Consider the following 26,633-nt stretch of genomic DNA (forward strand, 5'->3'; position numbering starts at 1 on the left):
AGAGCAAGCGCTATTATCAATATCTTAAAGACACTGTCTTTAAGTAGTCTTAGTCTAAGATTACCGTTCTTATCCAAGGCTTCTTCCTTCCTCCACGCTTAGCTTCTTAATAATATATCTTCCAATTATTCCCACAATGGTTGTAATAATAAGCAGGAAAAGTCCTATTTCGATTAAGGAAGATAGATGAAGTTTCTCAGTTGCTTCCGTGAATTCGTTGGCTATAACGCTTGCCATCGTATTCCCAGGAGAGAAGATGCTATTTGGAATACAGTTTGAATTTCCTATAAGCATTGTTACTGCCATTGTTTCTCCCATGGCTCTTCCGAGGGATAACAGAATCCCAGCTAGTATTCCTGAACGAGCATAAGGTATTATAACGTACCTTATTACCTCATATCGGGTAGCTCCAAGCGAGTAGGCTGCTTCCTTTATATCATGCGGGACCAGCTCTATAACTTCTCTTCCTAAGGAAGCAGAATATGGCACTATCATTATGGTTAGTATCAGAGAAGCGGTGAGTATCCCAACGCCTATAGGAGGGACACCTATGGCTATTTCTAACTTCCTAACGAGGGGAACGAGCACGAAGAGTCCCCAGAAACCATATATAACAGAGGGAATACCCGCTAATAGCTCGGTTAAGCTCTTTAAAATCGAGGATATAGCTCCTTTTCTAAGATATTCTCCGAGCAATATGGATATGGAGAGGGACATAGGTATGGATAAAAGCAAGGCCAGGAAGGAGGTTAAAAGTGTACCAACCAGAAAGGGGAGAGCACCGAAGGTTTTACTTACAGGGTCCCAATCTTTTCCAAAGAAGAACTTAATACCGAAAGCCTTCAATGAGGGTATAGAGTATATCAGGAGGCTTAGAAAAATAGCTAATAGTAAAACGATTACTCCAAGAGCTCCTATTAGTATTGTAGCTTTAAATAAGTGATTTTTATCCACGGCAACCATACCTCCTGAGTTTCTCAATAATGATTATATAGCTAACTTCAAAATGGCGCAATTGGTTACTGGTTTTAAATTGGCTCCTGTGTTAAAATTTCCCTTGTTAGAACGTATTGAAAGGAGGGAAACTCATGGGAGCTCCCAAGATTGATAGTTATAGTTTTGGAGAGATTATCATTGATGGTGTAAAATATAAAAGTGATGTAGTGGTATCTCCGGTAGGCGTTTTCCCAAATTGGTGGCGGTTGGAAGGGCATAAGCTTCAGCTGGAAGATCTCAAAGATTATTTATCCAAGGTGGTCATAGATGTTTTGATTGCAGGAACGGGAGCAAGTGGCCTTATGAAGGTTAGCGATGAAGTAAGGAGAGAAATGAGAGCGAGAGGAATAGAGCTCATAGCTTTACCAACAGATGATGCCTGTAAGCTATATAACGAGTTGAGGGAGCATAAGAGAGTAATGGGGGTGTTTCATCTAACATGCTGAAAGATGTAAGAAAAGCGCTCTTCGCCTTGAGCGATAAAAGTGGGGGCGAAGTTTTTGCTCGCTTTCTAACGGATAGGGGAGTTGAAATCTTTGCTACTGATGGAACGGCGAGATATTTGAAAGAAAAGGGGATCTCTGTGAGTAAGCTTTCATCGCTGACGGGATTTTCAGAGAGATGTGGTGGGAGAGTTAAGACCTTGAATGAGGAAATTTTCTCTAGAATCCTTTGTAGACCTGAGGATGATGAGTATTCTGAGAAGTTTGATTTAGTTTTCGTCGACCTATATCCATTTGAGAGAAACAAAAGCATAGAAAACATAGATATAGGGGGTGTTTCGCTAATAAGGGCGGCTGCCAAAAACTACGAGAATGTGATAGTGGTATCTGACCGAGAGGATAGCCTTTTCGTCATGAAACTACTTAAGGAGAAAGGAGATGTCCCCCTGAAGGAGAGAAAGCATCTTGCTTTCAAAGCCTTTAGAAGAACAATGCTTTACGATTTTGAGATATCTCTCTGGTTGGGATTAAACGAGAGTGAGGTAAAAGTGCTTAGGTATGGGGAGAATCCGCATCAGAAAGCCTTCTTTTACCCCTTATCGGGAAGCGATGGGACGTTTGATTTCTACGGCGATAAATCACCTTCCTTCAATAATATATACGATGCTTACAGGGCTTGGCTGCTTGTAAAAGAGTTTGAAAAGCCCGCTTGTGCCATAATAAAGCATTCGTCTCCATGTGGTGTTGCAATGGCCGATAATTCAGAAATCGCTTTTAGAAAAGCCCTTGAATGTGATCCTCTATCTGCTTATGGAGGCGTGGTGGCTTTAAACGTTCTTCCGGAAGAGAAGGTTCTCAGAGAAATAGAGAGGAAGTTCTTTGATCTTATAGTTTTACCAGAACCACCCGCTTTTGACTTTAAGAGAAGATATATAGTTCCTAAATTCTGGTCTTCAAAGTGGGACATAAGAAGTGCCTTTAGTGGGCTTCTGGTTCAGGAACCGGATAATCAGTTTGCTATCAAAAGCGATCTTGAGGAAGATGTTATCTTCTCATTTAAAGTGGTTAAGCATCTTTACTCGAACGCTATCTGCGTGGTTAAGGATAAAGCAACCGTTGGACTATGTGGAGGACAGCCAAGCAGGATTTTTGCGGTAAAAATTGCGCTATCGAGAGCGGGGGAAAGAGCCAAAGGAAGCGTTTTGGCAAGTGATGGTTTCTTTCCATTTCCGGATAGTATTGAGGAAGCTTATAAATATGGCGTGAGAGTAATAATTGCGCCTATGGGATCCAAGCGAGATGAGGAGGTGATGAAGAGGGCAAGAGAACTGGGCATAAAATTGATCTTAGTTGAAGAGAGACATTTTAGGCACTGATTTTCTATCCTTTAAGGGGGGACTGTTGTCATGAAAAGCGATATTGAGATAGCTCAGAGTGCGAGGCTGAGGAAGATAACTGAGATAGCGTCTGAGCTTGGTATACCTGATGAATATCTTATACCGTATGGATGGTATAAGGCGAAAGTAGATTGGAGATATTTTTCCGAGATAAAGCATCGTGATGATGGGAAACTTATTATGGTCACCGCTATAACTCCCACTCCAGCTGGAGAAGGCAAGACCACTACCACTATAGGGTTGACTCAAGCGCTTGTTAAGCTTGGTAAGAAAGCGATGCTCTGCCTCCGTGAGCCTTCCTTAGGACCCTGCTTTGGAGTTAAGGGAGGAGCTGCTGGAGGGGGATACTCTCAGGTTCTTCCGATGGAAGATATTAATCTTCACTTTACGGGAGATATACATGCGGTTGGAGCAGCGCATAATCTCTTAGCTGCAATGATAGATAATCACATTCATCAGGGAAACGCGCTTAATATAGATCCAAGAAGAGTAAGCTGGGGACGCGTTGTAGATATGAACGACAGAAGCTTAAGAAGGATAATAATCGGTTTGGGAGGACCAGCTCATGGAGTTCCCCGGGAGAGTCGATTCGATATCACAGTGGCATCTGAGGTAATGGCTATACTTTGTCTTTCACGGAGCATAGATGAGTTGAAGGAAAGGCTTGGAAACATAGTTGTGGGCAGAACATATGATAAGAAGTTTGTGAGAGCGCGGGATCTAAACGCGCAGGGTGCTATGACTGCTCTTCTAAAAGATGCTCTAAGTCCTAACTTGGTTCAGACGATAGAAGGGGTTCCAGCCTTTGTTCATGGAGGTCCTTTTGCCAACATAGCGCATGGTACCAATAGCATAATGGCCACTCAAATGGCTCTCAAACTGAGAGAATATGTTGTCGTTGAAACGGGTTTTGCCAGTGATCTTGGGGCAGAGAAGTTTTTCAACATCGTGTGTAGAGTAGCAGGATTTGCGCCTGAAGCGGTCGTCTTGGTAGCCACGATAAGAGCCCTTAAGATGCATGGAGGTAAGGCAAAGGATGAACTGAGTCAGCCCGATTTGGAAGCCTTGAGAAAAGGGTGCGAAAACCTGAAAAAGCATATAGAGAACGTTAGATATTATGGGGTGCCTGTAATTGTCGCGCTCAATAGATTTCTTTCAGATACTCCAGAGGAGATAGAGATGGTCAAGGAAATTTCTCTTGCTAATGGTGCGAGGTTTGCCCTGTCGGAGGTTTGGGAAAAGGGTGGAGAGGGAGGATTAGATCTCGCTCGTGAAGTTCTCGATGCAATAGAGAATGATAAAGGTGAATTTAAGCATCTATATGATCTTGATCTTTCTATAAAAGAGAAAATAAATAAAATAGCCAAGTACATGTATGGAGCTGATGGTGTTGAATATTCTAAGATTGCTGAGAGAGAGATATCTGAGCTTGAAAGAAATGGCTTTGGAAAGCTTCCCATATGTATGGCTAAGACTCAGCTTTCCCTTTCAGATGATCCGTCCCTTAAGGGGAGACCTTCTGGCTTTAAGATTACTATAAGAGATGTAATGCTGTCTGCAGGAGCAGGGTTTGTAGTACCTATTGCAGGTGAGATAATGACCATGCCTGGTCTTCCGAAAAAGCCAACTGCAGAGATGATAGATGTAGATCCCAATGGAAGAATAAGCGGACTATTCTGATTTTCTTAATTTTGACGGAATAAGAGTTAAAAGCAAGCCGGCGGAAATAAGACTCAACCCGGCGCATATTGATAGAGCAAAGGGGCTTCCATATTTGTCCCATAGGAAGCCGGTAAGTAAACTTGCTGGGAGTAAAGCTACTCCGGTAAGAGTGTGATATATTCCATAGGCAGTTCCTCTAATATGTTCAGGAGCCATATCTGCTATGAAAGCTCTCTCTACGCCATCGGTTATTCCTAAATAAATTCCATAGAGACCGAATAGGAGCCAGGCGTAGAAGGTAGTATATGCGAGAGCGAATCCTGTGTAAGCTAAGGAGTATAGTAAAAATCCTATGAATATCATGTTTATCCTTCCTAATTTATCTGATAAAGCTCCGCCATAATATGCTGAGAATGTATAGCATACGTTTACAAATAGCCACATGAGTGGGAGAACAGCAGTTGGTGCTCCCATCTCTTGGGCACGTAGCAGGAGAAATGTATTGCTCGAATTCCCAAGGGAGAAAATCAACGCTATCACTAAAAACAGCTTAAGTTCTCGGGGAAGTTCTTTTAGGCTTTTTAAATATGGTTTTTCACCTGGTTTCAATGATATAGCCTCTCTGACATGGAAGGCGAGTATCATAACAGCGAAAGCGCCGGGAATAGCTGTTAATATGAAAAGAGTTCTATAGTCAAAGTTTATCCTGGGGAGAAGCGCAAAAGCAATTGCGGGTCCAAGGATGGCTCCAAGTGTATCCATTGCCCTGTGAAAGCCAAAGGCTTTTCCGTAAAGCGAGGGTTCAGTTGAGTCAGCGATTAAGGCATCTCGTGGGGAGGTTCTTATACCCTTTCCAGCCCTATCGAGAAACCTTAGAGTCATTACTCCGCTTCCTGTTTCAGATAGGCCAAGCAGGGGCTTTGAAATTGCGGAGATAGTGTATCCGATAAGCGCTAAGAGCTTTCTTCTCCCAAGCCTATCTGAGAGATACCCTCCAAGAATTTTAAGCAAACTTGAGGAGCTTTCTGCTATTCCCTCTATGCCTCCGAGGGCTAATGCACTTAACCCCAATACTTTTGTTATAAATATGGGTAACAAGGGGTAGATCATTTCGCTCGCGGTATCATTTAGGAAACTTACGAGGCCTAATATTACGACATTCTTAGGTAACCTTTTCAATAGAGAGCACCTCCTTTTCTTTCTGTAAAACTGTGATATACTTATAGTATCTCTGAAGTACAGCTACTTGATTGTGAAAGGAGGGAGAGCTCATATGAAGGTAGATGTGCTCACCATAGGCGGTGGTCCTGGAGGTATTATAGCATCCGTAACCGCTAAGAAGAACTATCCTGATAAGAGTGTTCTTCTCGTAAGAAGGGAGGAAAAAGCCGTAGTTCCATGTGGTATACCCTATATTTTTGGTACTCTTGATTCAGTTGACAAGAACCTTATATCGGACACCGTGCTTTCAAACAATGGCGTTGATCTCTTAGTAGACGAGATTATTGATCTTGATGTTGAGAGAAAGGTGGTTAGGACGAAAGGGGGTAAGGAGATTCATTACGATAAGCTGATATTAGCAACTGGATCTCATCCTGTCGTTTTGCCTATTCCAGGTCATGATCTTGATGGCGTATGGTTCGTTAAGAAGGATTATGCCTATCTATCTCGTCTTAAAGAAGCAGTTGATGAGGCCAATGATGTGGTAATAATAGGCGGAGGATTTATCGGTGTTGAATTTGCCGACGAGATATCTAAAAAGGGTAAGAAAGTAACCATAGTTGAAATTCTTCCTACTCTTTTGGGCAAAGCCTTTGATGAGGAGTTCTGCAAAGTGGCTGAGGAAGAGCTTGTGAAAAAGGGTGTAAGCGTGAGAACCAGCGCCAGGGTTAAAAGTATAGAGGGTAGCGGGAAGGTGGAAAAGGTGATATTAGACGATGGAAGCGAGATAAATGCAGATGTGGTCATAATGTCCGTTGGAGCTAAGCCAGAAGTTTCGCTTGCTAAGGAAGCTGGTATAAAACTTGGGTATACAGGTGCTATAGAGGTGGATACCTTTATGAGAACGAGCGCTAAAGACGTATTTGCGGTTGGAGATTGCGCTGAGCACAAGTGTTATCTTACCGATGTCGGTGTGTGCCCTATGCTTGCTTCAATAGCGGTTGCGGGAGCGAGATTAGCTGGCTCGAATTTGTATCAAATAAGGGTTATGAAGAGGACACCAGAGTCTATATCCGTTTTCTCGACTTTCGTTGGAAGTACCGCATTTGGAAGCTGCGGTTTAACCGAAACCATGGCGAGGAATCATGGGTATGATATCGTTATAGGTGAGTTTACCGGTGTAGATAAACACCCAGGGACATTACCAGAGACGAAAAAGCAGAAAGTTAAGCTCATTGTAGCAAGGTCGTCTGGAATGATAATCGGTGCCCAGGTTATAGGGGGTAACTCCGTTGGAGAGCTGATAAACCTTTTGGGGCTCGCGATTCAAGAGAAGCTAACCGCTGCCGAGCTTGCAACGACTCAGATAGGAACGCATCCTTTATTAACGGCTCCTCCGACAGCGTATCCGGTTATAATGGCTGCTTTAAACGTTTTATCTAAGCTATGATTCCTCCCCATATTACCTGATCACCGAGGTAAAATGTGGCAACTTGTCCTGGAGTTATAGCGGGAAGGGGAGAAAGAAGGGATACTTCCGCACTTCCGTTTAAAAGCGTAAACTTGGCTTTGGAGGGAGGGGTATGGTATCTTATTTTTACCTCTCCCTCCATGTTTTTTTGAATAGGGGTTAACCAGTTCACTTCAGTAACGATGAACCTTTCCCTAATAAGATCCTCATAGCTTCCTACAATAATCTCATTTTTTAGTGGATCAAGCTTTACTATATACTGTCTCTTTCCTGCAGCTATCCTAAGTCTTCTTCTCTGTCCAACGGTGTAGAGTCCTATTCCATCATGTTCCCCAAGCTTTTTGCCGGAAGTATCTCTTATCAGTCCCTTTTTAAGTTTGCTTCCGAGATTTCTTTTTATGAAGTCTCTGAAGCTTCCTTTTATAAAGCAGATGTCTTGGCTTCCTTTAAAGCTGGTGAATCTATCTATTCCTATTTTTCTTGCAAGGTTTTTAACCTCTACCTTGGTAAGGTGTCCAACGGGGAAAATCGTCCTTTCAAGATATTTTATATCAACGAGTGAAAGAAAATAAGACTGATCTTTAATCGGGTCCTTTCCCTTAAAGAGTCCAAAAGGCTTTTTTTTCGTTATAGCATAGTGCCCGGTAGCTATTTCATCTGCGTTGAGCAAGCAAGCCTGTTTGTATAGCTCAGGAAACTTTATATACCTATTACACATAGCGCATGGATTGGGTGTTCTTCCTACAGAGTATTCTTTCAAGAATGGAGATATCACTTTTTCCTTGAACGCCGATATAAGATCTTTTACTATAAGGTTTATGCCCAGAATCTGAGCGATCCTTCGCGCGTTTTCCAAATCCTGTTCTTCATTTAGGAGGAGGGTCAAACCTATTACTTCATATCCTTTTTCCTTAAGAAGAAAAGCAGATATAGCGCTATCGATTCCTCCACTTATACCTATTATTACCTTTTTTCTCATATCTTTATCGTCATAACATTTCCCTCAAGAGCGTCTATCCAAAGCAGTCTTTTCTCAAGAGTGGTGCCAATATCAAGAAGGATTTTTAAAACCTCACATGTTTGAAACCCTGCCGTTAACTCCACAAGGGGCGCTATTGCGGGGATGAGGCTGGGGGACTTTACACCTTTGGGATAAAGTATCTCGATATCCTTTTCTTCTCTTATGACACATACTCTTCCCCACCAGCCATCCACTGCTCCATGAACTACTGGTATTCCAAGCTCAACAGCGCTTCTTACGAGAATTTTCCTTGATTCTACGTTATCCAGCGCATCTACCACGACATTAGCTCCCTTAAGAAGACTCTTAGCATTTTCCCATGTTAATCTTTCACGTTTTGGGATAACTTCTACGCCCGGATTTATCTCTAAAGCTCTCCGTCGAGCTTCTTCCGCTTTCGATCCTCCAATGTTGTTAACCCTTGAGAGAATCTGTCTATTTAAATTGCTTTCCTCGAAAACCTCGGGATCTATGGCTACTATTTTTCCGATACCGACTCTGATCAAAGCTTCTATTATAAAGCCTCCGAGACCCCCACATCCAACCACCGCTACAATGCTTTCCTTGAGCTTCTTCTGTCCCTCTTCTCCCCAGAGAGGTATCTGCCTCGAATATCTTTCCATCATTCTCCTTTAAACTACCTCTATCTTTAGGCTTTCCGACATTTCCCTTAGGGCCCATTCATGCTTATCATCGCTGATGCTGGCGCATCCATCACGGTAGACCTTTACGGGATATCCTATCATTTTGGCATGCGCTCCCGTATAAAGAACACATATATTCGTTAGAACACCTGTTAGGTATATCTCCTTGATTGAGAGTCTTTTTAGGACCTCCTCAAGACGCGTTCCTATGAATCCATCGTACGTTCTTTTTTCAACCATGATATCTTCCAGAAGAGGAGAGAGTTCTCTAATTACCTCGGCTCCCCAGCTTCCTCTTATTGCATGGGGAGGCCAGTCTTTAAACTCCTTGTCATTTTCGCTGTGTGCATCGCATACATATATGACTTTGCCCTCTTTTCTAAACTCGAGGATCTTATCTTTTATAAAGGGAACGATCCTTTTTCCGCTTTCACCAATATATAGCTTTCCTTCAGGTTCTATAAAGTCGTTAAGCATGTCTATGACGAGGAGGGCCTTCACGCTCTTTCACCTCCCTCTCATCAGGAATTCGATAATGAAATTCATTTCCCTCTCTCTTAGAAAGGAGGCAATTGATAGGTAAATTTTCCATTTTCCAGGCGAGACCTCCTCAATAGAGGAAGCTTTAACGGGAAGTATCCCAAATTTTGGAAGCTCCGAGAGAAGTTTCTCTATTCTTTCCGAAGAGCTGCTTTCTATCTCTACCATGCGTACATTGGGAACCTTGCGCAAATTTCTGCCACTCTCCTTCTTATTATTGAGAGCTTTGTCTCATTGTCCCTTTCCTTTATCGTTTCATATATGAGCTCAGCTATCTCTCTCATCTCATCTTCTCCCATGCCTCTTGTGGTAAGCGCTGGAGTTCCCAATCTTATTCCACTCGTTATAAAGGGCGATCTTGGATCGTAAGGAATCATATTTTTGTTCACTGTAATTCCAACGCTTTCCAGGAGTTTCTCTGCTTCTTTGCCGGTTACGTTAAAGCTTCTGAGATCTATCAAAAGGAGGTGGTTATCAGTACCTCCGCTTACGAGTCTAAAACCTTTCTCTTTCAGAGCTTCAGCGAGAGCTTTGGCGTTATCTACTATCTTTCGGGCGTAGTTCTTAAAAGAGGATTTAGATGCTTCAAGAAAGCAGATGGCTTTTCCCGCTATCGCGTGGAGGAGAGGGCCTCCTTGTATGCCAGGAAAGACCATCTTATCTATTGCGGGTCCATATTCTTTTTTGCAGAGTATGAAGGCTCCACGAGGGCCTCTCAGTGTCTTATGAGTTGTGGATGTTATAAAGTCAGCGTGTGGAACGGGAGTCGGGTGAACTCCACCTGCTATTAAACCCGCTATATGGGCTATGTCTACCATAAAGTAGGCTCCCACGGAATCAGCGATTTCCTTAAATTTCTTGAAATCAATGATTCTGGGATAGGCGCTTGCTCCTGCCAAAATCAGCTTTGGTTTTTCCTTCTCAGCGAGCTTGTAGATTTCCTCGTAATTCAAGGTCTCAGTTTCTTTGTCTACACCGTAGTGAATGACATCATAGAATAGCCCTGAGAAGTTAACTGGGCTTCCATGAGATAGGTGTCCACCATGGGATAGGCTCATCGTCATGATCTTATCTCCGGGTTTAAGAAAAGCAAAATACACTGCCATGTTAGCCTGGGTCCCCGAATGGGGTTGAACGTTGGCATGCTGAGCCTTAAATAGAGAACAGGCTCTTTCTACGGCTATTCTTTCAATCGCTTCTACATATTGGCAGCCCCCGTAGTACTTTTTACCCGGATAGCCCTCCGCATACTTATTGGTGAGTATCGACCCCTGAGCTTCAAGAATGGCAGGAGAGACAAAATTTTCACTTGGTATAAGCTCTAAACTCTCTTTCTGCCTTTTTTCCTCGTTTCTTATAAGTGATGCTATTTCTGGATCTACGCTCTCGATGAAATTCATTTTTCGCTCATCCTCCCATTAGAGACTTTTTTATAAAGATGATCGCTTCTCTTGGTGAAGAGACTTCATATATTTCATCCGCCTTGAAATTCTCTCTTCTTAGCTCCCATCCCGCCAAACTTATAACGCGTTTTCCAAGCCTTAACGCTATAGCTATCTCGCTTAAGGTTCCATATTTACCTTCAAGAGCTACTATTATATCAGAAGCCTGAGCGATTAGAAAGTTTCTAAACGCTCCCAAAGCGGTAGGGAGAGAGTAAGTTAAGTATCTGTTTCCCTCTGTCCTTGATGTACCAGGGAGGATCCCTATAACGGTTCCGCCTTCTTCTGAGGCCCCTCTTGAGACTTCTTCCATCACACCTCCACCGCCTCCACAAAGTATAATCCATCCCTCTCGTGCTATAAGTTTTCCAAGTTCGAATGCTTTTTCTCGTGCAGCTTGAGAAATATCATGGGAGCCTCCTATGACCCCGATGTAAAGCTTTTCTTTCAAGTTTATCCCTCCCTCCTACTTCATTTTAACACATATATATACCATATCTTCATGTTATGAAGCCTCTTAATCGGTTTCATCGAAAATCTCGCCTTTTCTTTTCCATATGTTGTGGTATATATTAAGTGTAAGCTCTATATCTTGGGGTGATGGGCTTTGAGATGTCCTTTTTGTGGAAACTTAGAAAGCAGGGTTATAGACTCTCGTCCTGTAGAAGAGGGCACAGCTATAAGAAGAAGGAGAGAGTGTTTAAACTGCAAGAAGAGGTTTACCACTTATGAGAGAATAGAATCTCCCGTGATGCTCGTTATAAAGAAAGATGGTAGAAGGGAAATGTTTGATAGAGAGAAGATAATAAGAGGATTGCTTAAAGCTTGTGAGAAAAGACCCGTCTCGAGAGAAAAAATAGAGGAGATAGCGAGCAAAATAGAAACAGAGTTGAGGATGGAGGGAAGAAAGGAGGTATCGAGTAAAGAAATAGGGGAAAGAGTGATAGAGGCCTTAAAGGAAATAGATAAAGTTGCTTATGTGAGGTTTGCTTCTGTTTACCGGGAGTTCACTGATCTCTCTCATTTCATAAAAGAGCTTGAAAGTCTTTTAAATAAGACGATAGAGATAAAGGAGGCGAAGGAGGAATGACAAGAAGCCTTAGCCTCTTTGAGGTTGCCGAGACCACAGATAAGGCTCTTCTCGTTGAGGCGATCTCTAAGGAGGAAACGAGCTCCTGGAATCCGAGGAGAATTTACGAGGCTCTTATAAGGGAGGCCAAGGTCGAGCCTCTGGTCGCTCATCAAATAACCAGGGAGGTTGAGGAAATACTCTTAAAGAGCGGTATAAAGAGGATAACTACGGCGTTTATAAGGGAACTCGTTAACGTTAAGCTTTTTGAATACGGTTTTCCTGGAAGAATCCGCGATCATGCACGTGTTGGGATGCCTATATATGATGTTGAGGAGGTAATATTCTTCCCCAACAAGGAAAATTCCAATACCTCCCATAACCCTGAATCCATCAATCTTACGATAGCGGAAACCATCCTGAAGGAATATGCTCTTAAGAAGATATTTTCTCCTGATGTGGCAGATGCCCATCTTGAGGGAGATATTCATATTCACGATCTTGGTATGGTAAACAGGCCCTATTGTTCAGGGCAATCTCCAGCATATGTGGTTAAGTTTGGGCTCAATATTCCCTCGATAACTTCGGTTTCTCATCCTGCGCGTCATGCCGAGGTTTTGCTTGCTCACCTTCTTAAAATGACCTCCGTTCTTCAGAACCACTTTGCAGGTGCTATAGGCTGGGACGCGGTCAATATGTTTTTTGCTCCCTTTATCGAGGGACGATCAGACGAAGATGTAAAACAGCTTGCCCAGATGCTAATCTTTGAATTTAATCAGCTTGCGGGGGGTAGAGGTGGTCAAGTAGCCTTTACAGATATAAATCTTTACTGGGAAGTTCCTGCTCATTTCAGAGACGTTCCAGCATTAGGACCGGGAGGAGAACCAACGGGTAAAACTTATGGTGAATATCTTGAGGAATCTCAAAGGTTCTTGAAAGCGCTATTTGAGGTTTACCTTGAAGGAGATGCGCAAAACAAGCCCTTCTTCTTCCCAAAGCCCCTTCTTCACATAACGGAGGATTTCTTCAAAACTCCGGGGTGGGAGGAATGTCTTGAGCTTGCTTGCAGAGTCTCATCTGAGAAGGGAAATACCTACTTTGTTTTCGATAGAGGAGGACAAGCTAAGCTTTCTGAATGCTGCAGATTGCAGTTTGAGCTGACCGAAGAGGATCTTAAGGAAGCAAGCACTCCTTGGAAAATGAGATATTCAGCACTTCAAAATGTGACTATAAATCTTCCAAGGATAGCCTATAAAGCGAAAACGCAAGAAGATCTCTTTGCCGGCATAGGCAAGGCTATGGAGCTGGCAGTGTTAGCTCACCTTCAGAAAAAAGACTTCATAAGAAAACTCTTAAGCTTAGGAGATACAAGCCCACTGTCTCTTCTTTTGATAGACCATGATGGTGAGCCTTATCTTCGCTGGAATAAGGTTTCTTTCCTCGTGGGACTTCTTGGCTTAAACGAAATGGTTCAGTATTGGACTGGTAAGGAGCTTCACGAAAGCGAGGAAGCGTTTAAGCTTGGACTTGCAATTGTAAACTATATGTCGCTTAAATGTGAGGAGCTGGGGGAGAAGTTTAACCTTAAGCTTGTTCTTGAGCAAACTCCTGCGGAGTCTACAGCATATAGGCTTGCTCGCCTTGATCTTAAGCACTATCCTGATAAGGCTTCGCAAGTCGTTAAGGGAAATATTCAGGATGGAGGGGTATATTACACGAATTCTACTCATATAAATTATTCAGTGGATATTGATCCTATAGATAGGGTTATCAGGGAAGGGGAGTTTCATCCCTTTATAAAAGCAGGTGCTTTAACTCATATATGGATGGGAGAATATAAGCCTGATCCGAGGTCACTATCAAAGTTTGTTATAAGAACCTTTAGGAACTCTAATAACACACAGATAGCTTTCTCTCCAGAATTTACTATATGCTTGGATTGTGGAAAAACCTCACGTGGTCTTAATGAGATATGCCCATATTGTGGATCATCAAGCGTAGATGGTATAACGAGGATCACCGGGTACTTTACAAGAACTTCGAGCTGGAATAAGGGTAAGAGAGCGGAGCTTAAGGACAGGAGGAGAGTGAAGCTGAATTGAGCTTCAAGGTTGCAACATGGCTTTCAACAAGCTTTGTGGATTGGGACGGAAATATTACAGCAGTCTTTTTCACGCCAGGGTGTAATTTTAGATGTCCTTTCTGCCATAATCATGAAATAGTTTTCTTTAAGGGAGAGGGAATTCCTCTTGAAAGCATTTTGAACAAATTAGAAGAGAAGAAAAATTGGCTTGATGGTATAGTGATAACAGGGGGGGAACCAACCATTCATTCCAATCTGCCGGAGGCTCTTGAGACGATAAAGAAGAAGGGGTGGAAGATCAAGCTTGACACTAATGGTTCTAATCCTTCTATGCTTAAATCACTAATAGATAATGATCTTGTGGATTTTATAGCAATGGATGTGAAATCCTCTCCCTCAAAGTATGCGAAGGCTTCCGGTGTTAACGTTGACCTTTCTCTTATCTTTAAGAGCATAGAGATCCTCCTTTCCATGGATAATGGTAAGGTAGAGTTTAGGACTACCGTGGTGCCCACTCTCGTTGAAGCTGAAGATGTCAAGGAGATAAGGAAAATCATCGGTCCTGATTCAAGATATGTTTTACAATCGTTTGTTCCGGGGAACGCTTATAGTCCCTTTTTTAGAAGACTTTCTCCTTATAAGAGGGAGGAAGTTCAATCTTGGGATGATAAAGCTATCTTGCGTGGATTCAGGGAAGGGAGCTGACCTTTTAAGGCTCCCTTCCCGTCCTCGCTTTGTTTCCTCTAAAGGTGGGCCAATTGCAGTCGGAGGAATTGGCTCCTATGCAGTAGAATTTTCCTCCTGTAGTTCCAACGAATAGCTTATCTCCCTTAAGTGACGGGGATGATAAAATGGGAGAATTCTCCTCAACTATCCATTCTTCATCCCCGTTATCTATATCGAGGCAGTATATATTGCCGCTTGAGTCTCCAAAATAGAGATACCCGTCCGTTGGAGAAGGGGATGAGAGGGCAGTTCCTTTGGCTTCATAGGTCCAGAGCAGTCGACCATCTGATGAGCTTAAAGCGTAAAGCGTTCCTCCGGAAGATGGTATGAAAACAATACCATTTGATAGTGAGGGAGGAGAGCTTATTTCACTTCCAGCCAGAAAATCCCACATCTTATCGCCATCGTTGAGCTCTAAACAGTATACTTTTCCAACCGAGGTCCCCACATACACGTAGCCGTCATTATCTATGGCTACTCCTGCTATAATGGGAGCTTGTGCTTCGAAGTTCCAAAGTTCCTCTCCGTTTGAGGCATCTATACAGTATATATACCCTGATAGGGAGCCAATAATGAGTTTTCTATCTTCAATGGCAGGGGTCGAAACGAGGGAGCCGCTTACCTCCTTTGACCATATAAAGTCTCCTCCCGTTGATATAGCGTAAAGGACTCCATCCGTAGTTGCAAAAAAGATTTTCCCATCACAGAAAGCTGGTGAAGATACAATGGGAGAAGATGTCTCGTATTCCCACAGCTTTTCTCCACTTTCCAGGCTTAAGCAGTAAAGCTTCCCGTTCATGGAAGCGATATAAACGGCACTGCCCTCAATAAGTGGAGAAGCTTTTATCTTTCCCTGAATTTCATACTGCCAGTTTATACTCCCGTCCTCTGTATTAAAGCAGAGTATCTTGCCATCTAAGGAAGCTACTACAACTCGGTCCCCGCTTATAGCTGGAGATGCATAAATAGGAGAGTTGATAGAATAGCTCCAAATTTCCTCTCCCATTTCTTCCTCTCCACAAGCGCATAGAAGTTGGCTCCCTATAAATATTGCAAAGGTTAGAGCAATTAAAAAGATTCGCTTTCTCAACTTTCCGATTCCTCTCCCTTCTCGTCAGCGCTTTCTTCTTTTTCCCTTTCGAGCTCCTCGTTTTGCTTTTTCTCAGCCATCGGGGGTCTCTTTCTAAACCTCCTTTCGAGTTCGAAGAAAACAAGTAGGACGAGAAGAATAAGGTTTACAGTTAACAACCCATTTATAGTTGCTTCTTTAGATTGGGTTTTCTTAAATTCCTCTTTGGAAACCTCTTTCAGCTTTTTTATTTCCCTTCCTATTTCCGATATCTGTGTGCTAAACTTTTTCGCTTCCTTCTCGAGATCCTCAAGGTTTTTGAAGAATACCATAGCTCTCCTTATGACGGTTGAGAGAAAATCAAGCTTAGAATCGAGTTTTTTAATCTGTTTCAACTTCTCGGCTACCTCTCTGCTAAGGAATCCCATTTCCTCCTCACTTTTTTTGAGAAATTCTTTTTTAAGAGAATCTATTTCCTTTTTTAGCGGTGTTAGATCCAGCTTTGGAAGCTTAATATTTCTTATAGCCCCCTCGAGCTTTTTGATCCTATCGCTTATTACACTCAGCTGGGTTAGCTCGCTTTTCTCAAGTGATTTAAGTGCTTCTCCTATTTTGTTTAGCTCTGGGATTATATTTTCTACTGCACTTTCTAAACTCTTGAAGCTTTCGCTCTGCTTCTGTATTAGGCTTGAGCTTGCCTCACTCTGCGCTTCCTTTAGCTTTAAGATTTTCGATTTGAGGGAATCTATCTCTACCGATAGTTTCGATAAATTAGCCTCTATTGCCTTTAAAGAGGCTAAAATCTCTTTGAGGTTATCTAGCGGAACGGCTATCTTTCCGATTTGAGGCTGTATTTTTACCTCTCCCGTTCCCTGAGCTAACGCTGCTGAGCTAAGCAGTAGGATAACCGCACATGAAACGAGGAAAACTATTCTCTTCACGCATCTGCACCTCCTCTACCGGCTTTTCTTACTTCTATTCTAACTTAACTATGAGGAAAGTTCCAGAGCTTGAAGAAGCTCCTTTTCCAAGAGCTTAAAATCATCGTTAGAGAAGGTAAGAGCATTTCTATCACCCTGAAGCTGGATTCTTACCTCCTTTACTATCCTTGTTGGGAAATCTCCGAGAACCAGAATCCTATCAGATAGAAATATCGCTTCTTGAAGATCATGGGTAACGAGAAGTGAGCTAAGGTTGAGTCTTTTAAAAATTCTTCTTAGCCATATCTGTAACCTTCTTCTCGTTATAGCGTCCAAAGAAGCAAAGGGTTCATCCAGTAAAAGCAATTTGGCGCCGGTCAATATAGTTCTAAGTAAAGAAGCCCTCTGAGCCATTCCACCGGATAACTGAAAGGGGTAATAATCCTCAAAACCGCTAAGGCCAAACTCTTCTAAAAGTTTTTCAAAGCTTTTATATGCTTCCCTCCTTGGTTTTCCCTTAAGAAGCAGGGGAAGAGCGAGGTTATCCTTTAGTCTCATCCATTCAAATAGCACTCCCTTTTGAGGCATATAACCTAAGCCTTTTTCCTTCAATTCAATCTTTCCCTCAAAGGGAATCAAGCCAGCTATAGCCTTTATCATAGAAGTTTTACCGCACCCTGAGGGGCCAATGAGGGAGAGAACCTCTCCCTCAAAAAGGGAGAAGCTCACTCCCTCAACTATAACAAGGTTATCATAATAGAGTTTCAGATCTTTTACCTTAAGTATCTCCCTATGGCTTGACAAATTCATTCGTAAAAGCTTCCTCCAGCGAAATCTTTTTCTTCAGAAATCCCTCTTTAAATAGCCAAGTCGTATATCTTTCCCATACTTCTTTCTTCTGGTATCCCCAATAGGGAGCATCGGCCTTATATCTTGGAGAAAGCCATGCTTGGGAGGCATAGACTACTTTCTTATCAAGTTCAGGGGAGTACTTAAGCAGAATTTTTGCTACCTTTTTAGGATGCGCTATGGCGAATTCGTATCCCTTTGCTGTAGCTTGCATGAACTTTCTTACTAAGTTTGGTTTGTTCTTTGCGAGCTTGCGAGATGTTATTATTATAGGCGTGTAGTAATCAAAAATGGGATCAAGCTTGGCCAAGGGTATATATCCTATCTTTAACCCTTTTAGCTTTGCTGCTATTCCTTCCCATCCATAGAATATCCACTGAAAATCAAAAACGCCTTTTTTCAGTCCTGTTGCGAAGTCAAGCATTCCAACGTTTACAAATTTAACCTTGGAGATATCTCCACCAAACTTCCTCATTACATACCTTAGCGTCGCTTTTTCTATATCAGTTCCCCATGTTCCATACTTTTTACCCTCAAAATCCTTTGGAGTCGAAATATCGGATGTCTTTAGAAAGCCGTAGCCCGAAGTATTATGCTGGATAATAGCTGCTATAGATATTATTGGGATTCCCTTCCCCATAGCCATGCTTGCCATGTCCTGAAAGCTAATACCAAAATCGGCCTTCCCTATACCCACGAGCTGTTCAACCGAGAGCTTAGATGGTTGTACGATTTTAACGCTTATATTAGCTTTCTTATAAAAGCCTAATTCCTTAGCCGCGTAGATTCCACTGTGATTGGTATTTGGATACCAATCCAGCATAAGTGTGACCTTTTCCGCGCTTAGACAGGGGATTGAGGAGAAAGTTAAGATTAGCGCTGATAATAAGATACCGATGAAGAGTTTTCTTGACATGAAGCTTACACCTCCTCTTTAGTTTTTAATTTAACCCAAGGGAGAAAAAGGCTTTCTCCCAGATCTACCAGCTTGAAAAAGATAAGGCTGAAAAATACAACCACTACTATGGCAGCGAATAGCTTATCTGTGTCATAAGTGCTCATTACACGGATCATATATATGCCTAATCCTTTCTCTCCGCCAAGCCATTCGGCTATTACCGCTCCTATAACGGCATAGGAAGCTGAAATTTTTAGCCCTGATAAAATTTGAGGTAGGGTGGAGGGGATTATAACGTATTTGTATATCTGATACCGGGTTGCTTTCATAACCAGCATTACATCTATGTAATCCCGATCGATGGATTTAAAGCCTTCATAGCTATTGACCGCTATTGGGAAAAAACAAACCAGGATCACAACTACGAGCTTCGATGTGGTTCCAAGTCCTAACCATATAGTTATAAGAGGAGCTATCGCTACTATGGGTATTGACTGGGATAAAACGAGCATAGGGTATATGGAATTTCGTAATGTCTTGGAGCGGTTCATCATTATGGCTACGCATATGCCGAGCATGAATGAAATTGTTAGTCCAAGCCCTGCTTCTTTCAAAGTGGTACATGTGTGCTCCCATAGTATGCGGTAATCACTGGTAAAAACCCTTATTACCTCTGAAGGAGTTGGCAAAATATAGCTTGGTAGATCGAGAATCCTTGGCAGAATCCACCATATTCCAATAAGAATTCCCAAAGATAGAAAGGTCTCTTTTTTCATCTTCTTCTCACCTTCTACTAAGTTCTAAGAGACAAAGCCTCGCCCGGATAATTACCAGGCGAGGCTTTGTCTCATGTTTTTGCTTTCTCCCTACGCCGGTATTACCCGGATCAGGTTCAAGGGGTCGAGGACTTCCGTCCTCCTCTCAGCCCCGGGATTATGGAGCTCCCCCGCGTTTTATTCTATTTTCAAGCTAAATGTTGTTTACTCAAAGAGCTCTCGCCTTCTCATAGCCCATCTCAAAAGTGGATATCCTAAGGCAAAACAGGCAATGCTTTCTCCCAATCCTATATATACGGCGGTAAGCCAATAAGGTAGCTTAAATAGCATATGTAAGTATAAGCTTACTCCAAGCGCATTAACAACTATTGGCGGAATAGGAGCTAAATAAGGTTTCGGCATCAGGGAAGTCAGAAAGCTGGCTATTAGCGTGCACGCGCTTCCTCCTATGACATCCCATATGCCTAACCCCCCATAAAGATTTGCGATAACGCATCCTCCAAATAATCCCCACATATAATCTCTTCTTATGTAAGGTAGTACGGTTAGTGCTTCTGCCACTCTGATCTGTACCGGGCCATAGCTTATGGGCGCCAATATAATAGTTAGAGCTGCATATAGCCCACCTATCAGAGATATTTTTGCAAGCCTCTTCACATTGATATTATAGCATATGATATACTTTAAGGTAAGAAAGGAGGGGATAGCTTAATGACCCCTGAAGAAGCTAGGAGAATGATAAGGGAAGAAAAGTGGACTAAGCCTACGTCAGGCTTAGCACCGTCTTACGCGCAAGCGAACTTAGTTATATTACCTGAAGAAGATGCGTATGATTTTCTTCTCTTTGCACAGAGAAATCCCAAGCCCTGTCCTCTTCTTGAGGTTCTCGATGTCGGAGATCCCAGACCTAAGCTGATGGCTTCTAATGCTGATATACGTTATGATCTTCCTAAATACAGGGTTTATATGAAAGGGGAGCTTGTGGATGAACCGCTAAACATAGAAAAATACTGGAGAGAAGATTTGGTTGCTTTCTTGATAGGATGTAGTTTCTCCTTTGAGTGGGCTTTGATGGAAGAGGGAGTCCCCATGAGGCATATAGAAAACGGTAAAAACGTTCCTATGTATATAACCAATATACAATGTGTTCCGGCTGGTAAGTTCAGTGGTCCAATGGTTGTGAGCGCACGTCCTATACCATATGATCTTGTCGTTAGAGCTGCCATAATTACCTCGAGATTTCCCAGAGTTCATGGGGCCCCAATTCATATCGGATATCCTGAGTTAATAGGTATAAAGGACATAATGGAACCTGATTTTGGGGATCCACCTATTTTAGAGGATGGCGATATAATGGTCTTCTGGGCATGTGGGGTAACACCTCAAGCTGTGGCCATGCAAGCTAAACCTGGGCTTATGATAACCCATTCTCCTGGACATATGTTTATAACCGATGTAAAAAATGGAGATTTGACCCTTTAGGGAGTTGAAAGGGGAATGGATGATAAAAAGAAAATTTTTCTTTTTATCACGTCTGAAAAGCACCCAAGCCCTTTTGATCTTTTCGTCATGTATGATGCAGGTGCGGATGCCGTGGCTTCCTATGGGAATGTCCTTCCCGAAGAGGTTCAGAGATTAGTAGTTGATGCGATGTTTTCTCGAGGACCTAAAGGGATAAAAAACACGGCTATTTTTGTAGGGGGCAATACCGTTAAAGAGGGGGAAGCTCTTCTCGCAAAGGTCAAGGAAACGCTTTTTCCCCCTTTTGAGATATCGGTTGCTTTTGATCCGAGGGGAGCTTGCACTACATCTGCTTCTATAGTAGCTCTCATTAAAAAAGCTTTAAGGGAAAAGTTCCACCTTGACTTAGCGGAGTTGAATGTTTCCGTTCTCGCTGGAGCTGGAAATGTGGGATCCATGACGTCCTTTCTTCTCGCATCTGAGGGGGCAAGAGTTAGTATTATCGATGTAGATTTGAATAGAGCGAATGAAGTGGTTCAATCGATAAATAGAAAGATGGGAGAAGAAAGGACACAGGCTTTTACCCCCGGGGAGCTTTATGAGGCTTGTGCTGAATCCTCAGTAGTGGTCGCTACCGGACCGCCTGGTGTTAGACTGATGGATTCCACGGTCTTAAAAGGGCTTTCTAAGTGCAAGCTTGTGGTAGATATCAATCCAGTTCCGCCTCATGGGATTGAGGGCATAAAACCGGATCATAAGCTTGAGGAAATTATTCCTGGAACTTATGGGATAGGTTCCAAAATGATAGGAGCTCTTAAGCTTAAAGTAGAAAGAGCTTTTCTTAAAACGGTTTTGGAAGCACCTAAGGGCGTATTTGGATGCACGGAAGCTCTCAAGATCGCGGATAATTTGGTTTCCTTTTGAATGTCGGATAATGTATCTTATGTTAAATAAGGGGCTCTCATAGAGAGAGCCCCTTAAAATTCCTAAATTTTCTTTCTGCTATCCAAAGTGCGTTTCCATTCGCGTTTGATAGGTATATTTTATACCCGAAAAGCTCTGCTATGCCTGTGGTGAGAGATAAAAGCTGAAAAAGAAGCTTTTCCTTTTTTATTTGCCTGTGCTTCTCATAAATTTTCATCAATCCAGTGATGCTTTCCTTGTCGGGATATGAATAATTTGGGTCCAGATGTTTTCTGACAGACGCGACTATGAAAGAGGATAAAATTATGTCTCCTATTGTTGGTGATGATTTAAAGGGTTCAGCGTTTTGTAAAAGCTCCATGTTTAGTATCAGGTAGTCTCTCCATATATCTGGAAATCTCTCCTCGATAAGTTCTCCCGCAAGATAAAGAATACTCGTTAATATTATTGGCTCCAGGTATTCGTTGGCTTCTTCCAGGAGTAAACCTTCCTCGGTTGTTTCTCCTTCCCCGATTTCAACTAATATCTGTGGAGGAGTCGAAAAAGCGGGGTGAATTTTCTCGGCAAGCAATGCGGTCTCTATGGAGAGATAGACGCTTCCCTCGTCAATAAAAGCGGGAAGATTGTAAGATATGGTGTGTTCTTTCGCTGAGGGATTTGGAAATATGGAAAAATGAGGCACTTTAAACCCATTGCCTTTTTCGACATCCACGTTTACACTCCATAAAGTTTCGTTCAAAAATTCCTCAAGTCTTCTCTGCCTCAGGTCTCCTTCTTCCCATATAGCTAATTCTACGCTCACATACCCCACCTCCTATTTTTAGGTTAATCATTGGATCCTATTGGAGGTGGGATAAAGGCTCGCCCCTCGATGAGGGCATAAAAAATCCACCTCCCCTCTCCTTCCCCCTGAAGGGGACAGAAAATGAGATTACCTTTTAGATGCTCCCCTCGATCTGTTTAAGGGAGGTGGTATGCTCTTTGCGAGGCGTATATTGCGCCTTCATTTCCCGTATAAGCTCTTTTCTCTCAAAAAGCACCTCAATTGTAGCATATATGGTACTAAATGTCAAGGGGTTGAGAGAAAAAAATTTGTTTCAAATTATAAAATAACTTTTCACATTGTGGTTTACAAAGAGCGTTTTGAGAGGTATAATTCAGATTAAGGAGGGTGCAGTATGAATGAGATAGCTTCTATAAGGAAGGCATGTGAGTTACTCGATCTCTTAGCAGAAAGCGAAAAGCCAAGGGGGGTAAGCGAGCTTGCGGTTAAGCTCGGCTTCTCAAAGCCTACGGTATATAGAATTCTTCAGACGCTTCTCTCCCACGGGTATGTGAATCAAATAGATGGGAAATATAGTCTTGGCATTCGCCTGCTCCGCCTTGGCGAGGCTTATAAATATCAGTGTGGTTTAAGCCCCATAGCTCTCCCCTACATGGAAAGGCTCTGGAGAGAAACTGGTGAGACGATTCACCTCGTTATAAGGGATCATCTTAACGCTTATTATCTCGAGAAGCTTGAGAGCCCTCACCCTGTAAGAATGTACTCCCGCGTTGGTGAACCCATATGTCTGTACTCCACCGCTTCCGGAAAGGCGATTCTTGCTTTTCTCTCCCCCAGCGAGCTTGAGTACTACAGGAGCAAAACGCCCCTTAAAAAGAGAACTCCAAATACCATAACGGATTGGAATAGGTTGATGGAAGAGCTCTCTCTGATTAGAAAAAGAGGCTATGCGATAGATGACGTAGAAAATGAGGATGGGATAAGATGTGTTGGCTCTCCCATTTTTAATTCCGCCGGAGTTGTGGTGGGAGCGGTAAGCGTTTCCGCTCCCGCCTACAGATTTGATATGGACAGGGTTAAGAAATGCGGAGAGCTGGTTCATAAATGCGCTCGTGAAATCTCGAGAAAACTTGGATGGAGGTGGGAGAATGAAGGCAGTAGTTCTTGAAGCGGACTGGGCGCCGAGGCCTGATTATAAACTCGGCAAAAAAGATATTGAAGGAAGGAAAACCTGGTTTGGTTCTAAGGTGTGGAAAAATCCTCGTCTCAAAGTCGTTGAGAAAGAAATACCGGAGCCGGGACCCGATGAGGTTTTGATCAAGGTCAAGGCTTGTGGAATTTGCGGTTCTGACGTTCACATGGCTGAGCCTGATAAAGATGGTTATATCCTCTACCCCGGATTGACTGCCTTCCCCGTTACCCTCGGGCACGAGTTTTCCGGTGTCGTCGTTAAAGCTGGCCCTCAAGCATATGATCGCTTTACCGGAAAGCCGTTTAAGGAAGGAGATCTGGTTTGCTCGGAGGAGATGCTCTGGTGCGGTGAGTGTAGGCCCTGTGCAGATGGCTTTCCGAATCACTGTGAGAGACTGGAAGAGCTCGGTTTCACGGTCGATGGAGCTTTTGCGGAGTATATAGTCGTTAAGGCGAAATATCTCTGGAATCTCGCTCCAATAATGGAAGCTTATAAGGATGAGGAGAAAACGTTCCTTTTGGGGTCCTTAGTTGAGCCAACATCGGTTGCCTATACTGCGGTTATAGTCAGGGGCGGGGGTATAAGGCCTGGCGATTTTGTCGTGATACTCGGTGGGGGTCCCATAGGCTTGGCTGCAACTGCCATTTTAAAGAGAGCCGGTGGAGCAAAGGTTATAGTTTCTGAGCCGTCTGAGGGAAGAAGAAAGCTCGCTGAGGAGCTTGGAGCGGATTATACCATAGATCCGATAAATGAGGATTTTGCTTCCAAAGTTCTTGAATACACGAGAGGAATGGGAGCAAAGCTTTATCTTGAGGCTACCGGTCTTCCGACGGTTGTCTGGCCTGGAATAGAGCAATGCATTTGGGAGGGAAGAGGCTTAAACGCTACCGTGGTTATAGTCGCCAGAGCGGATGCGAAAATCCCCCTGACCGGTGAGATATTCCAGGTCAGGAGAGCTCAGATAGTCGGTTCTCAAGGGCATTCTGGTCATGGAACCTTCCCGAGGGTGATAGAGCTCATGGCGAGCGGTATGGACATGACCAGGATAATAACCAAGAAGATAAAGATAGATGAGGTTCCGGATAACATAGTGAGATTGCGCAAGGATCGCAGCGATGCCAAGGTCACCTGTTTGTTTGAGGGTGGTCTTTCATGAAGGCTGTGATATTTGAGGGAGAAGGCAAATACTCCATTAAGGATGTGCCGGAGCCGAAAACAGAGAAACCAACCGATGTTCTTCTTGAGGTTCTGGCAGCAAGCATCTGCGGAACAGACCTTCACATACTTGAGGTTCCGCCGGGGCATCCTGCGACCCCGGGTGTGATCCTTGGGCACGAATATGTGGGAAAAGTGATCGAGGTTGGAAGCGAGGTTCAAAACCTCAATGTTGGAGATCATGTGGTAGTTGACCCGAACATAACCTGTGGCTTCTGTGATTACTGCAGGCTTGGGCTTCCCAATATGTGCGAAAACATGACTACACTGGGAATATTTATAAACGGCGGATTTGCGAAATATAATGTGGCGCCTGCAAAACAGCTTTACAAGATATCGAAAGACCTTCCGATAGAAGAGGCCATATTTGCAGAACCCCTTTCCTGCGTCTTAAACGCTACCCGGAAGATAGCTCTTCATCCTGGAGAGAGCGCTGTGATTCTGGGAGCGGGACCGATCGGGCTTTACTTTACCATGCTTTTAAAGTCTGCTGGAGGGTATCCGGTCATAGTGTCTGAGCCTCACCCCTTCAGAAGAAACAAGGCTCTTGAGGTTGGCGCGGATATAGTTGTTAACCCGAAAGAAGAGGATCTTCGCGAGAAAGTCTTTAAGGCTACGAAGCTCGGCGCGGATGTTGTGGTTGATGCCGTTGGCGTTCTTCTTGAAGATGCGTTAAAAGTTGTTAGGAGAGGAGGTAGAGTTCTCCTATTCGGACAGAACGCGCAGTATGTAAACAAGATAAGGCAGAATGATATAACGAGAAATGAGATAACCGTTATGGGAAGCTATATAGCTAACAGGACCTTCCCGATGGTGGTGAAGGTTCTTGAAGCGAGGCTACTTCCTTTAACTAAGCTAATTACCGATAAGATAAAGATAAGCGAGTTTGAGAAGGGATTAGCCAAGATGAGAGAAGGGAATGCGATAGAGGTCATCGTTTATCCTGAATGAGGGGGTGTTTTGGAATGGGTAAGTGGGAGCTTCCGCCCAAGGGCGGACATATGGATCTCGCGGATGGAATATACCTTCAGAATATGACATGGAAGGAGATAGAAGAAAGACTGAAGAAAAATGACCTTATAATCGTTCCGGTTGGGTCAACCGAGGCGCACGGTCCCCACGCTCCCATAGGTGAGGATACTTTCTTAGTCACGAGAATGGCGGAACTTGTAGCTCAAAAAACGGGATGTACCGTGGCTCAGCCGGTATGGTATGGCTCGCATCCCTATCACCACATGGGAATGCCGGGAACGATCATAGTTCCTGAGGAGATATTCATAGGATACCTTAAGTCGATCATAGCAGGTCTGTGGAATATGGGTTTCAGAAAGCAGATACTCTTAAACGGGCATGGTCAGGAGTATGTTATCCCCACCGCAATTCATCAGTGGGCAAAGACATATAAGCTTCCTGCCGTCATAGTTAACGTGAACTGGTATCACGCCATCCCCCAGCATTTCAAGACAAAGAAGGATGGAGGTCCTTATGAGACTGAGTTTATACACGCGGATGAGGTTGAAACCTCCTGGTCTATGGTTCTCTTCCCCGAGATGATAAAGCAGGAGGACGCCGTGGATACTACCCCGAGAAGCTTCCTTAAGAATCCCTCAAAGTGGGTTGACAAGGCTGGAAACCTTCAACAGAAAGGCGTTAAGTGGTATGGCCATGTTGGGCTTGGTCCCATAGAGATATCTGCCTATCCTGAGGGCGTTGTTGGGAAAGCGACCCTCGCGGATCCCGAAAAAGCCAAGCCCGGCGTTGAAGCTTTCTTGGATTGGCTTGAGGAGTTTATAAATGAGATAATGGAAGTATTTCCTCCCGGAAAGCTTCCTCCCGTTGAAGAGATTACGGAGCGCGATCCCGAGGAAGTCGAGCAGTATATAAAGGGAC

At 43.3% G+C, this 26,633-nt stretch carries 28 protein-coding genes and 1 riboswitch; of the genes, 13 read left to right on the forward strand and 15 right to left on the reverse strand.

Translation table 11 applies throughout. The annotated features are described in order from the left end of the window. Nucleotides 1–69 precede the first annotated feature (69 nt). On the reverse strand, nt 70–963 hold the full coding sequence (pstC, locus tag J7M13_05050; GenBank protein MCD6363350.1) for a phosphate ABC transporter permease subunit PstC: 894 nt from the start codon (nt 961–963) through the stop codon (nt 70–72). Between the two features lie 125 nt (nt 964–1,088). Between pstC and J7M13_05055 the strand changes: the two genes are divergently transcribed. Genes J7M13_05055 through J7M13_05065 form a run of 3 tightly spaced genes read left to right on the forward strand, consistent with a single transcriptional unit; the run spans nt 1,089 to nt 4,516 of the window. Next, on the forward strand, nt 1,089–1,442 hold the full coding sequence (locus J7M13_05055; GenBank protein MCD6363351.1) for an Mth938-like domain-containing protein: 354 nt from the start codon (nt 1,089–1,091) through the stop codon (nt 1,440–1,442). Then, complete coding sequence (purH, locus tag J7M13_05060) at nt 1,436–2,815, forward strand: bifunctional phosphoribosylaminoimidazolecarboxamide formyltransferase/IMP cyclohydrolase (protein MCD6363352.1); 1,380 nt, start codon at nt 1,436–1,438, stop codon at nt 2,813–2,815. Before J7M13_05055 ends, purH begins: the two co-directional genes overlap by 7 nt. Before the next feature lie 30 nt (nt 2,816–2,845). After that, nucleotides 2,846–4,516 carry a formate--tetrahydrofolate ligase gene (locus tag J7M13_05065; protein ID MCD6363353.1) on the forward strand — a complete coding sequence of 557 codons (1,671 nt, stop codon included), beginning with the start codon at nt 2,846–2,848 and terminating at the stop codon, nt 4,514–4,516. On the opposite strand, the gene J7M13_05070 is transcribed toward J7M13_05065, so the two are convergent. Continuing rightward, the gene (locus tag J7M13_05070) at nt 4,508–5,677 is read right to left on the reverse strand and encodes an MFS transporter (protein MCD6363354.1); all 1,170 of its coding nucleotides are present in this window, start codon (nt 5,675–5,677) and stop codon (nt 4,508–4,510) included. The two genes, J7M13_05065 and J7M13_05070, sit on opposite strands and share 9 nt — an antisense overlap. A gap of 94 nt (nt 5,678–5,771) precedes the next feature. On the opposite strand from J7M13_05070, the gene J7M13_05075 reads away from it, so the two are divergent. Beyond that, the gene (locus tag J7M13_05075) at nt 5,772–7,109 is read left to right on the forward strand and encodes an FAD-dependent oxidoreductase (GenBank protein MCD6363355.1); all 1,338 of its coding nucleotides are present in this window, start codon (nt 5,772–5,774) and stop codon (nt 7,107–7,109) included. Here the strand turns inward: J7M13_05075 and mnmA are convergent. From mnmA to J7M13_05105, 6 genes are read right to left on the reverse strand one after another with little or no spacing between them, the layout of a single operon-like run. Then, nucleotides 7,099–8,109, reverse strand: a complete 1,011-nt coding sequence (gene mnmA / locus J7M13_05080; protein ID MCD6363356.1) for a tRNA 2-thiouridine(34) synthase MnmA — start codon at nt 8,107–8,109, stop codon at nt 7,099–7,101. The two genes, J7M13_05075 and mnmA, sit on opposite strands and share 11 nt — an antisense overlap. Then, a complete protein-coding gene (locus J7M13_05085) occupies nt 8,106–8,777 on the reverse strand; it encodes a HesA/MoeB/ThiF family protein (GenBank protein MCD6363357.1) in 672 nt (223 codons plus the stop codon). Before J7M13_05085 ends, mnmA begins: the two co-directional genes overlap by 4 nt. 6 nt (nt 8,778–8,783) lie before the next feature. Continuing rightward, complete coding sequence (locus tag J7M13_05090) at nt 8,784–9,296, reverse strand: cysteine hydrolase (protein ID MCD6363358.1); 513 nt, start codon at nt 9,294–9,296, stop codon at nt 8,784–8,786. Nucleotides 9,297–9,302: 6 nt separating this feature from the next. Beyond that, nucleotides 9,303–9,527, reverse strand: a complete 225-nt coding sequence (locus tag J7M13_05095) for a hypothetical protein (protein ID MCD6363359.1) — start codon at nt 9,525–9,527, stop codon at nt 9,303–9,305. Beyond that, nucleotides 9,497–10,735: a serine hydroxymethyltransferase gene (locus J7M13_05100; protein ID MCD6363360.1), complete on the reverse strand. Its 1,239-nt coding sequence runs from the start codon at nt 10,733–10,735 to the stop codon at nt 9,497–9,499. Before J7M13_05100 ends, J7M13_05095 begins: the two co-directional genes overlap by 31 nt. 7 nt (nt 10,736–10,742) lie before the next feature. Then, nucleotides 10,743–11,210 carry a TIGR00725 family protein gene (locus J7M13_05105; protein MCD6363361.1) on the reverse strand — a complete coding sequence of 156 codons (468 nt, stop codon included), beginning with the start codon at nt 11,208–11,210 and terminating at the stop codon, nt 10,743–10,745. A 174-nt stretch (nt 11,211–11,384) separates the two neighbouring features. Between J7M13_05105 and nrdR the strand changes: the two genes are divergently transcribed. From nrdR to J7M13_05120, 3 genes are read left to right on the forward strand one after another with little or no spacing between them, the layout of a single operon-like run. Next, nucleotides 11,385–11,867, forward strand: coding sequence for a transcriptional repressor NrdR (nrdR, locus tag J7M13_05110; protein ID MCD6363362.1), 483 nt, complete (start codon nt 11,385–11,387; stop codon nt 11,865–11,867). Beyond that, a complete protein-coding gene (nrdD, locus tag J7M13_05115; GenBank protein MCD6363363.1) occupies nt 11,864–13,948 on the forward strand; it encodes an anaerobic ribonucleoside-triphosphate reductase in 2,085 nt (694 codons plus the stop codon). The genes nrdR and nrdD overlap by 4 nt, the downstream gene beginning before the upstream one ends. After that, nucleotides 13,945–14,634 (forward strand): anaerobic ribonucleoside-triphosphate reductase activating protein, encoded by a 690-nt coding sequence (locus J7M13_05120; protein MCD6363364.1) that lies wholly within the window; start codon nt 13,945–13,947, stop codon nt 14,632–14,634. The genes nrdD and J7M13_05120 overlap by 4 nt, the downstream gene beginning before the upstream one ends. Before the next feature lie 4 nt (nt 14,635–14,638). Here J7M13_05120 and J7M13_05125 read toward each other — a convergent pair whose 3' ends face one another. The 6 genes from J7M13_05125 to J7M13_05150 form a co-directional block, all read right to left on the reverse strand. Continuing rightward, nucleotides 14,639–15,745, reverse strand: coding sequence for a PQQ-binding-like beta-propeller repeat protein (locus tag J7M13_05125; protein MCD6363365.1), 1,107 nt, complete (start codon nt 15,743–15,745; stop codon nt 14,639–14,641). After that, complete coding sequence (locus J7M13_05130; GenBank protein ID MCD6363366.1) at nt 15,742–16,665, reverse strand: hypothetical protein; 924 nt, start codon at nt 16,663–16,665, stop codon at nt 15,742–15,744. Before J7M13_05130 ends, J7M13_05125 begins: the two co-directional genes overlap by 4 nt. A gap of 48 nt (nt 16,666–16,713) precedes the next feature. Then, nucleotides 16,714–17,430 carry an ABC transporter ATP-binding protein gene (locus J7M13_05135; GenBank protein MCD6363367.1) on the reverse strand — a complete coding sequence of 239 codons (717 nt, stop codon included), beginning with the start codon at nt 17,428–17,430 and terminating at the stop codon, nt 16,714–16,716. Nucleotides 17,431–17,434: 4 nt separating this feature from the next. After that, on the reverse strand, nt 17,435–18,409 hold the full coding sequence (locus tag J7M13_05140) for an ABC transporter substrate-binding protein (protein ID MCD6363368.1): 975 nt from the start codon (nt 18,407–18,409) through the stop codon (nt 17,435–17,437). Nucleotides 18,410–18,414: 5 nt separating this feature from the next. After that, on the reverse strand, nt 18,415–19,167 hold the full coding sequence (locus tag J7M13_05145) for an ABC transporter permease (GenBank protein MCD6363369.1): 753 nt from the start codon (nt 19,165–19,167) through the stop codon (nt 18,415–18,417). Between the two features lie 70 nt (nt 19,168–19,237). Then, nucleotides 19,238–19,349: riboswitch (TPP riboswitch) on the reverse strand. A gap of 22 nt (nt 19,350–19,371) precedes the next feature. Further along, complete coding sequence (locus tag J7M13_05150) at nt 19,372–19,830, reverse strand: QueT transporter family protein (GenBank protein MCD6363370.1); 459 nt, start codon at nt 19,828–19,830, stop codon at nt 19,372–19,374. 48 nt (nt 19,831–19,878) lie between these two features. On the opposite strand from J7M13_05150, the gene J7M13_05155 reads away from it, so the two are divergent. Together J7M13_05155 and J7M13_05160 are read left to right on the forward strand one after the other, a co-directional pair. Then, nucleotides 19,879–20,649: a putative hydro-lyase gene (locus J7M13_05155; GenBank protein MCD6363371.1), complete on the forward strand. Its 771-nt coding sequence runs from the start codon at nt 19,879–19,881 to the stop codon at nt 20,647–20,649. Nucleotides 20,650–20,664: 15 nt separating this feature from the next. Continuing rightward, nucleotides 20,665–21,552, forward strand: coding sequence for a hypothetical protein (locus J7M13_05160; GenBank protein MCD6363372.1), 888 nt, complete (start codon nt 20,665–20,667; stop codon nt 21,550–21,552). 37 nt (nt 21,553–21,589) lie between these two features. Here the strand turns inward: J7M13_05160 and J7M13_05165 are convergent, their stop codons facing one another. Further along, a complete protein-coding gene (locus J7M13_05165) occupies nt 21,590–22,354 on the reverse strand; it encodes a hypothetical protein (protein MCD6363373.1) in 765 nt (254 codons plus the stop codon). A 376-nt stretch (nt 22,355–22,730) separates the two neighbouring features. On the opposite strand from J7M13_05165, the gene J7M13_05170 reads away from it, so the two are divergent. From J7M13_05170 to J7M13_05185, 4 genes are all read left to right on the forward strand, one after another. Continuing rightward, nucleotides 22,731–23,504: an IclR family transcriptional regulator gene (locus J7M13_05170; protein MCD6363374.1), complete on the forward strand. Its 774-nt coding sequence runs from the start codon at nt 22,731–22,733 to the stop codon at nt 23,502–23,504. Next, complete coding sequence (locus tag J7M13_05175) at nt 23,485–24,684, forward strand: alcohol dehydrogenase catalytic domain-containing protein (protein MCD6363375.1); 1,200 nt, start codon at nt 23,485–23,487, stop codon at nt 24,682–24,684. The genes J7M13_05170 and J7M13_05175 overlap by 20 nt, the downstream gene beginning before the upstream one ends. Further along, nucleotides 24,681–25,694, forward strand: a complete 1,014-nt coding sequence (locus J7M13_05180; protein ID MCD6363376.1) for an alcohol dehydrogenase catalytic domain-containing protein — start codon at nt 24,681–24,683, stop codon at nt 25,692–25,694. Before J7M13_05175 ends, J7M13_05180 begins: the two co-directional genes overlap by 4 nt. A gap of 14 nt (nt 25,695–25,708) precedes the next feature. After that, nucleotides 25,709–26,633: creatininase family protein (locus J7M13_05185; GenBank protein MCD6363377.1), on the forward strand; the 925-nt coding region annotated here is incomplete at its 3' end.

The sequence above is a fragment of the Synergistota bacterium genome (assembly GCA_021159885.1).
Classification (GTDB): domain Bacteria; phylum Synergistota; class GBS-1; order GBS-1; family GBS-1; genus AUK310.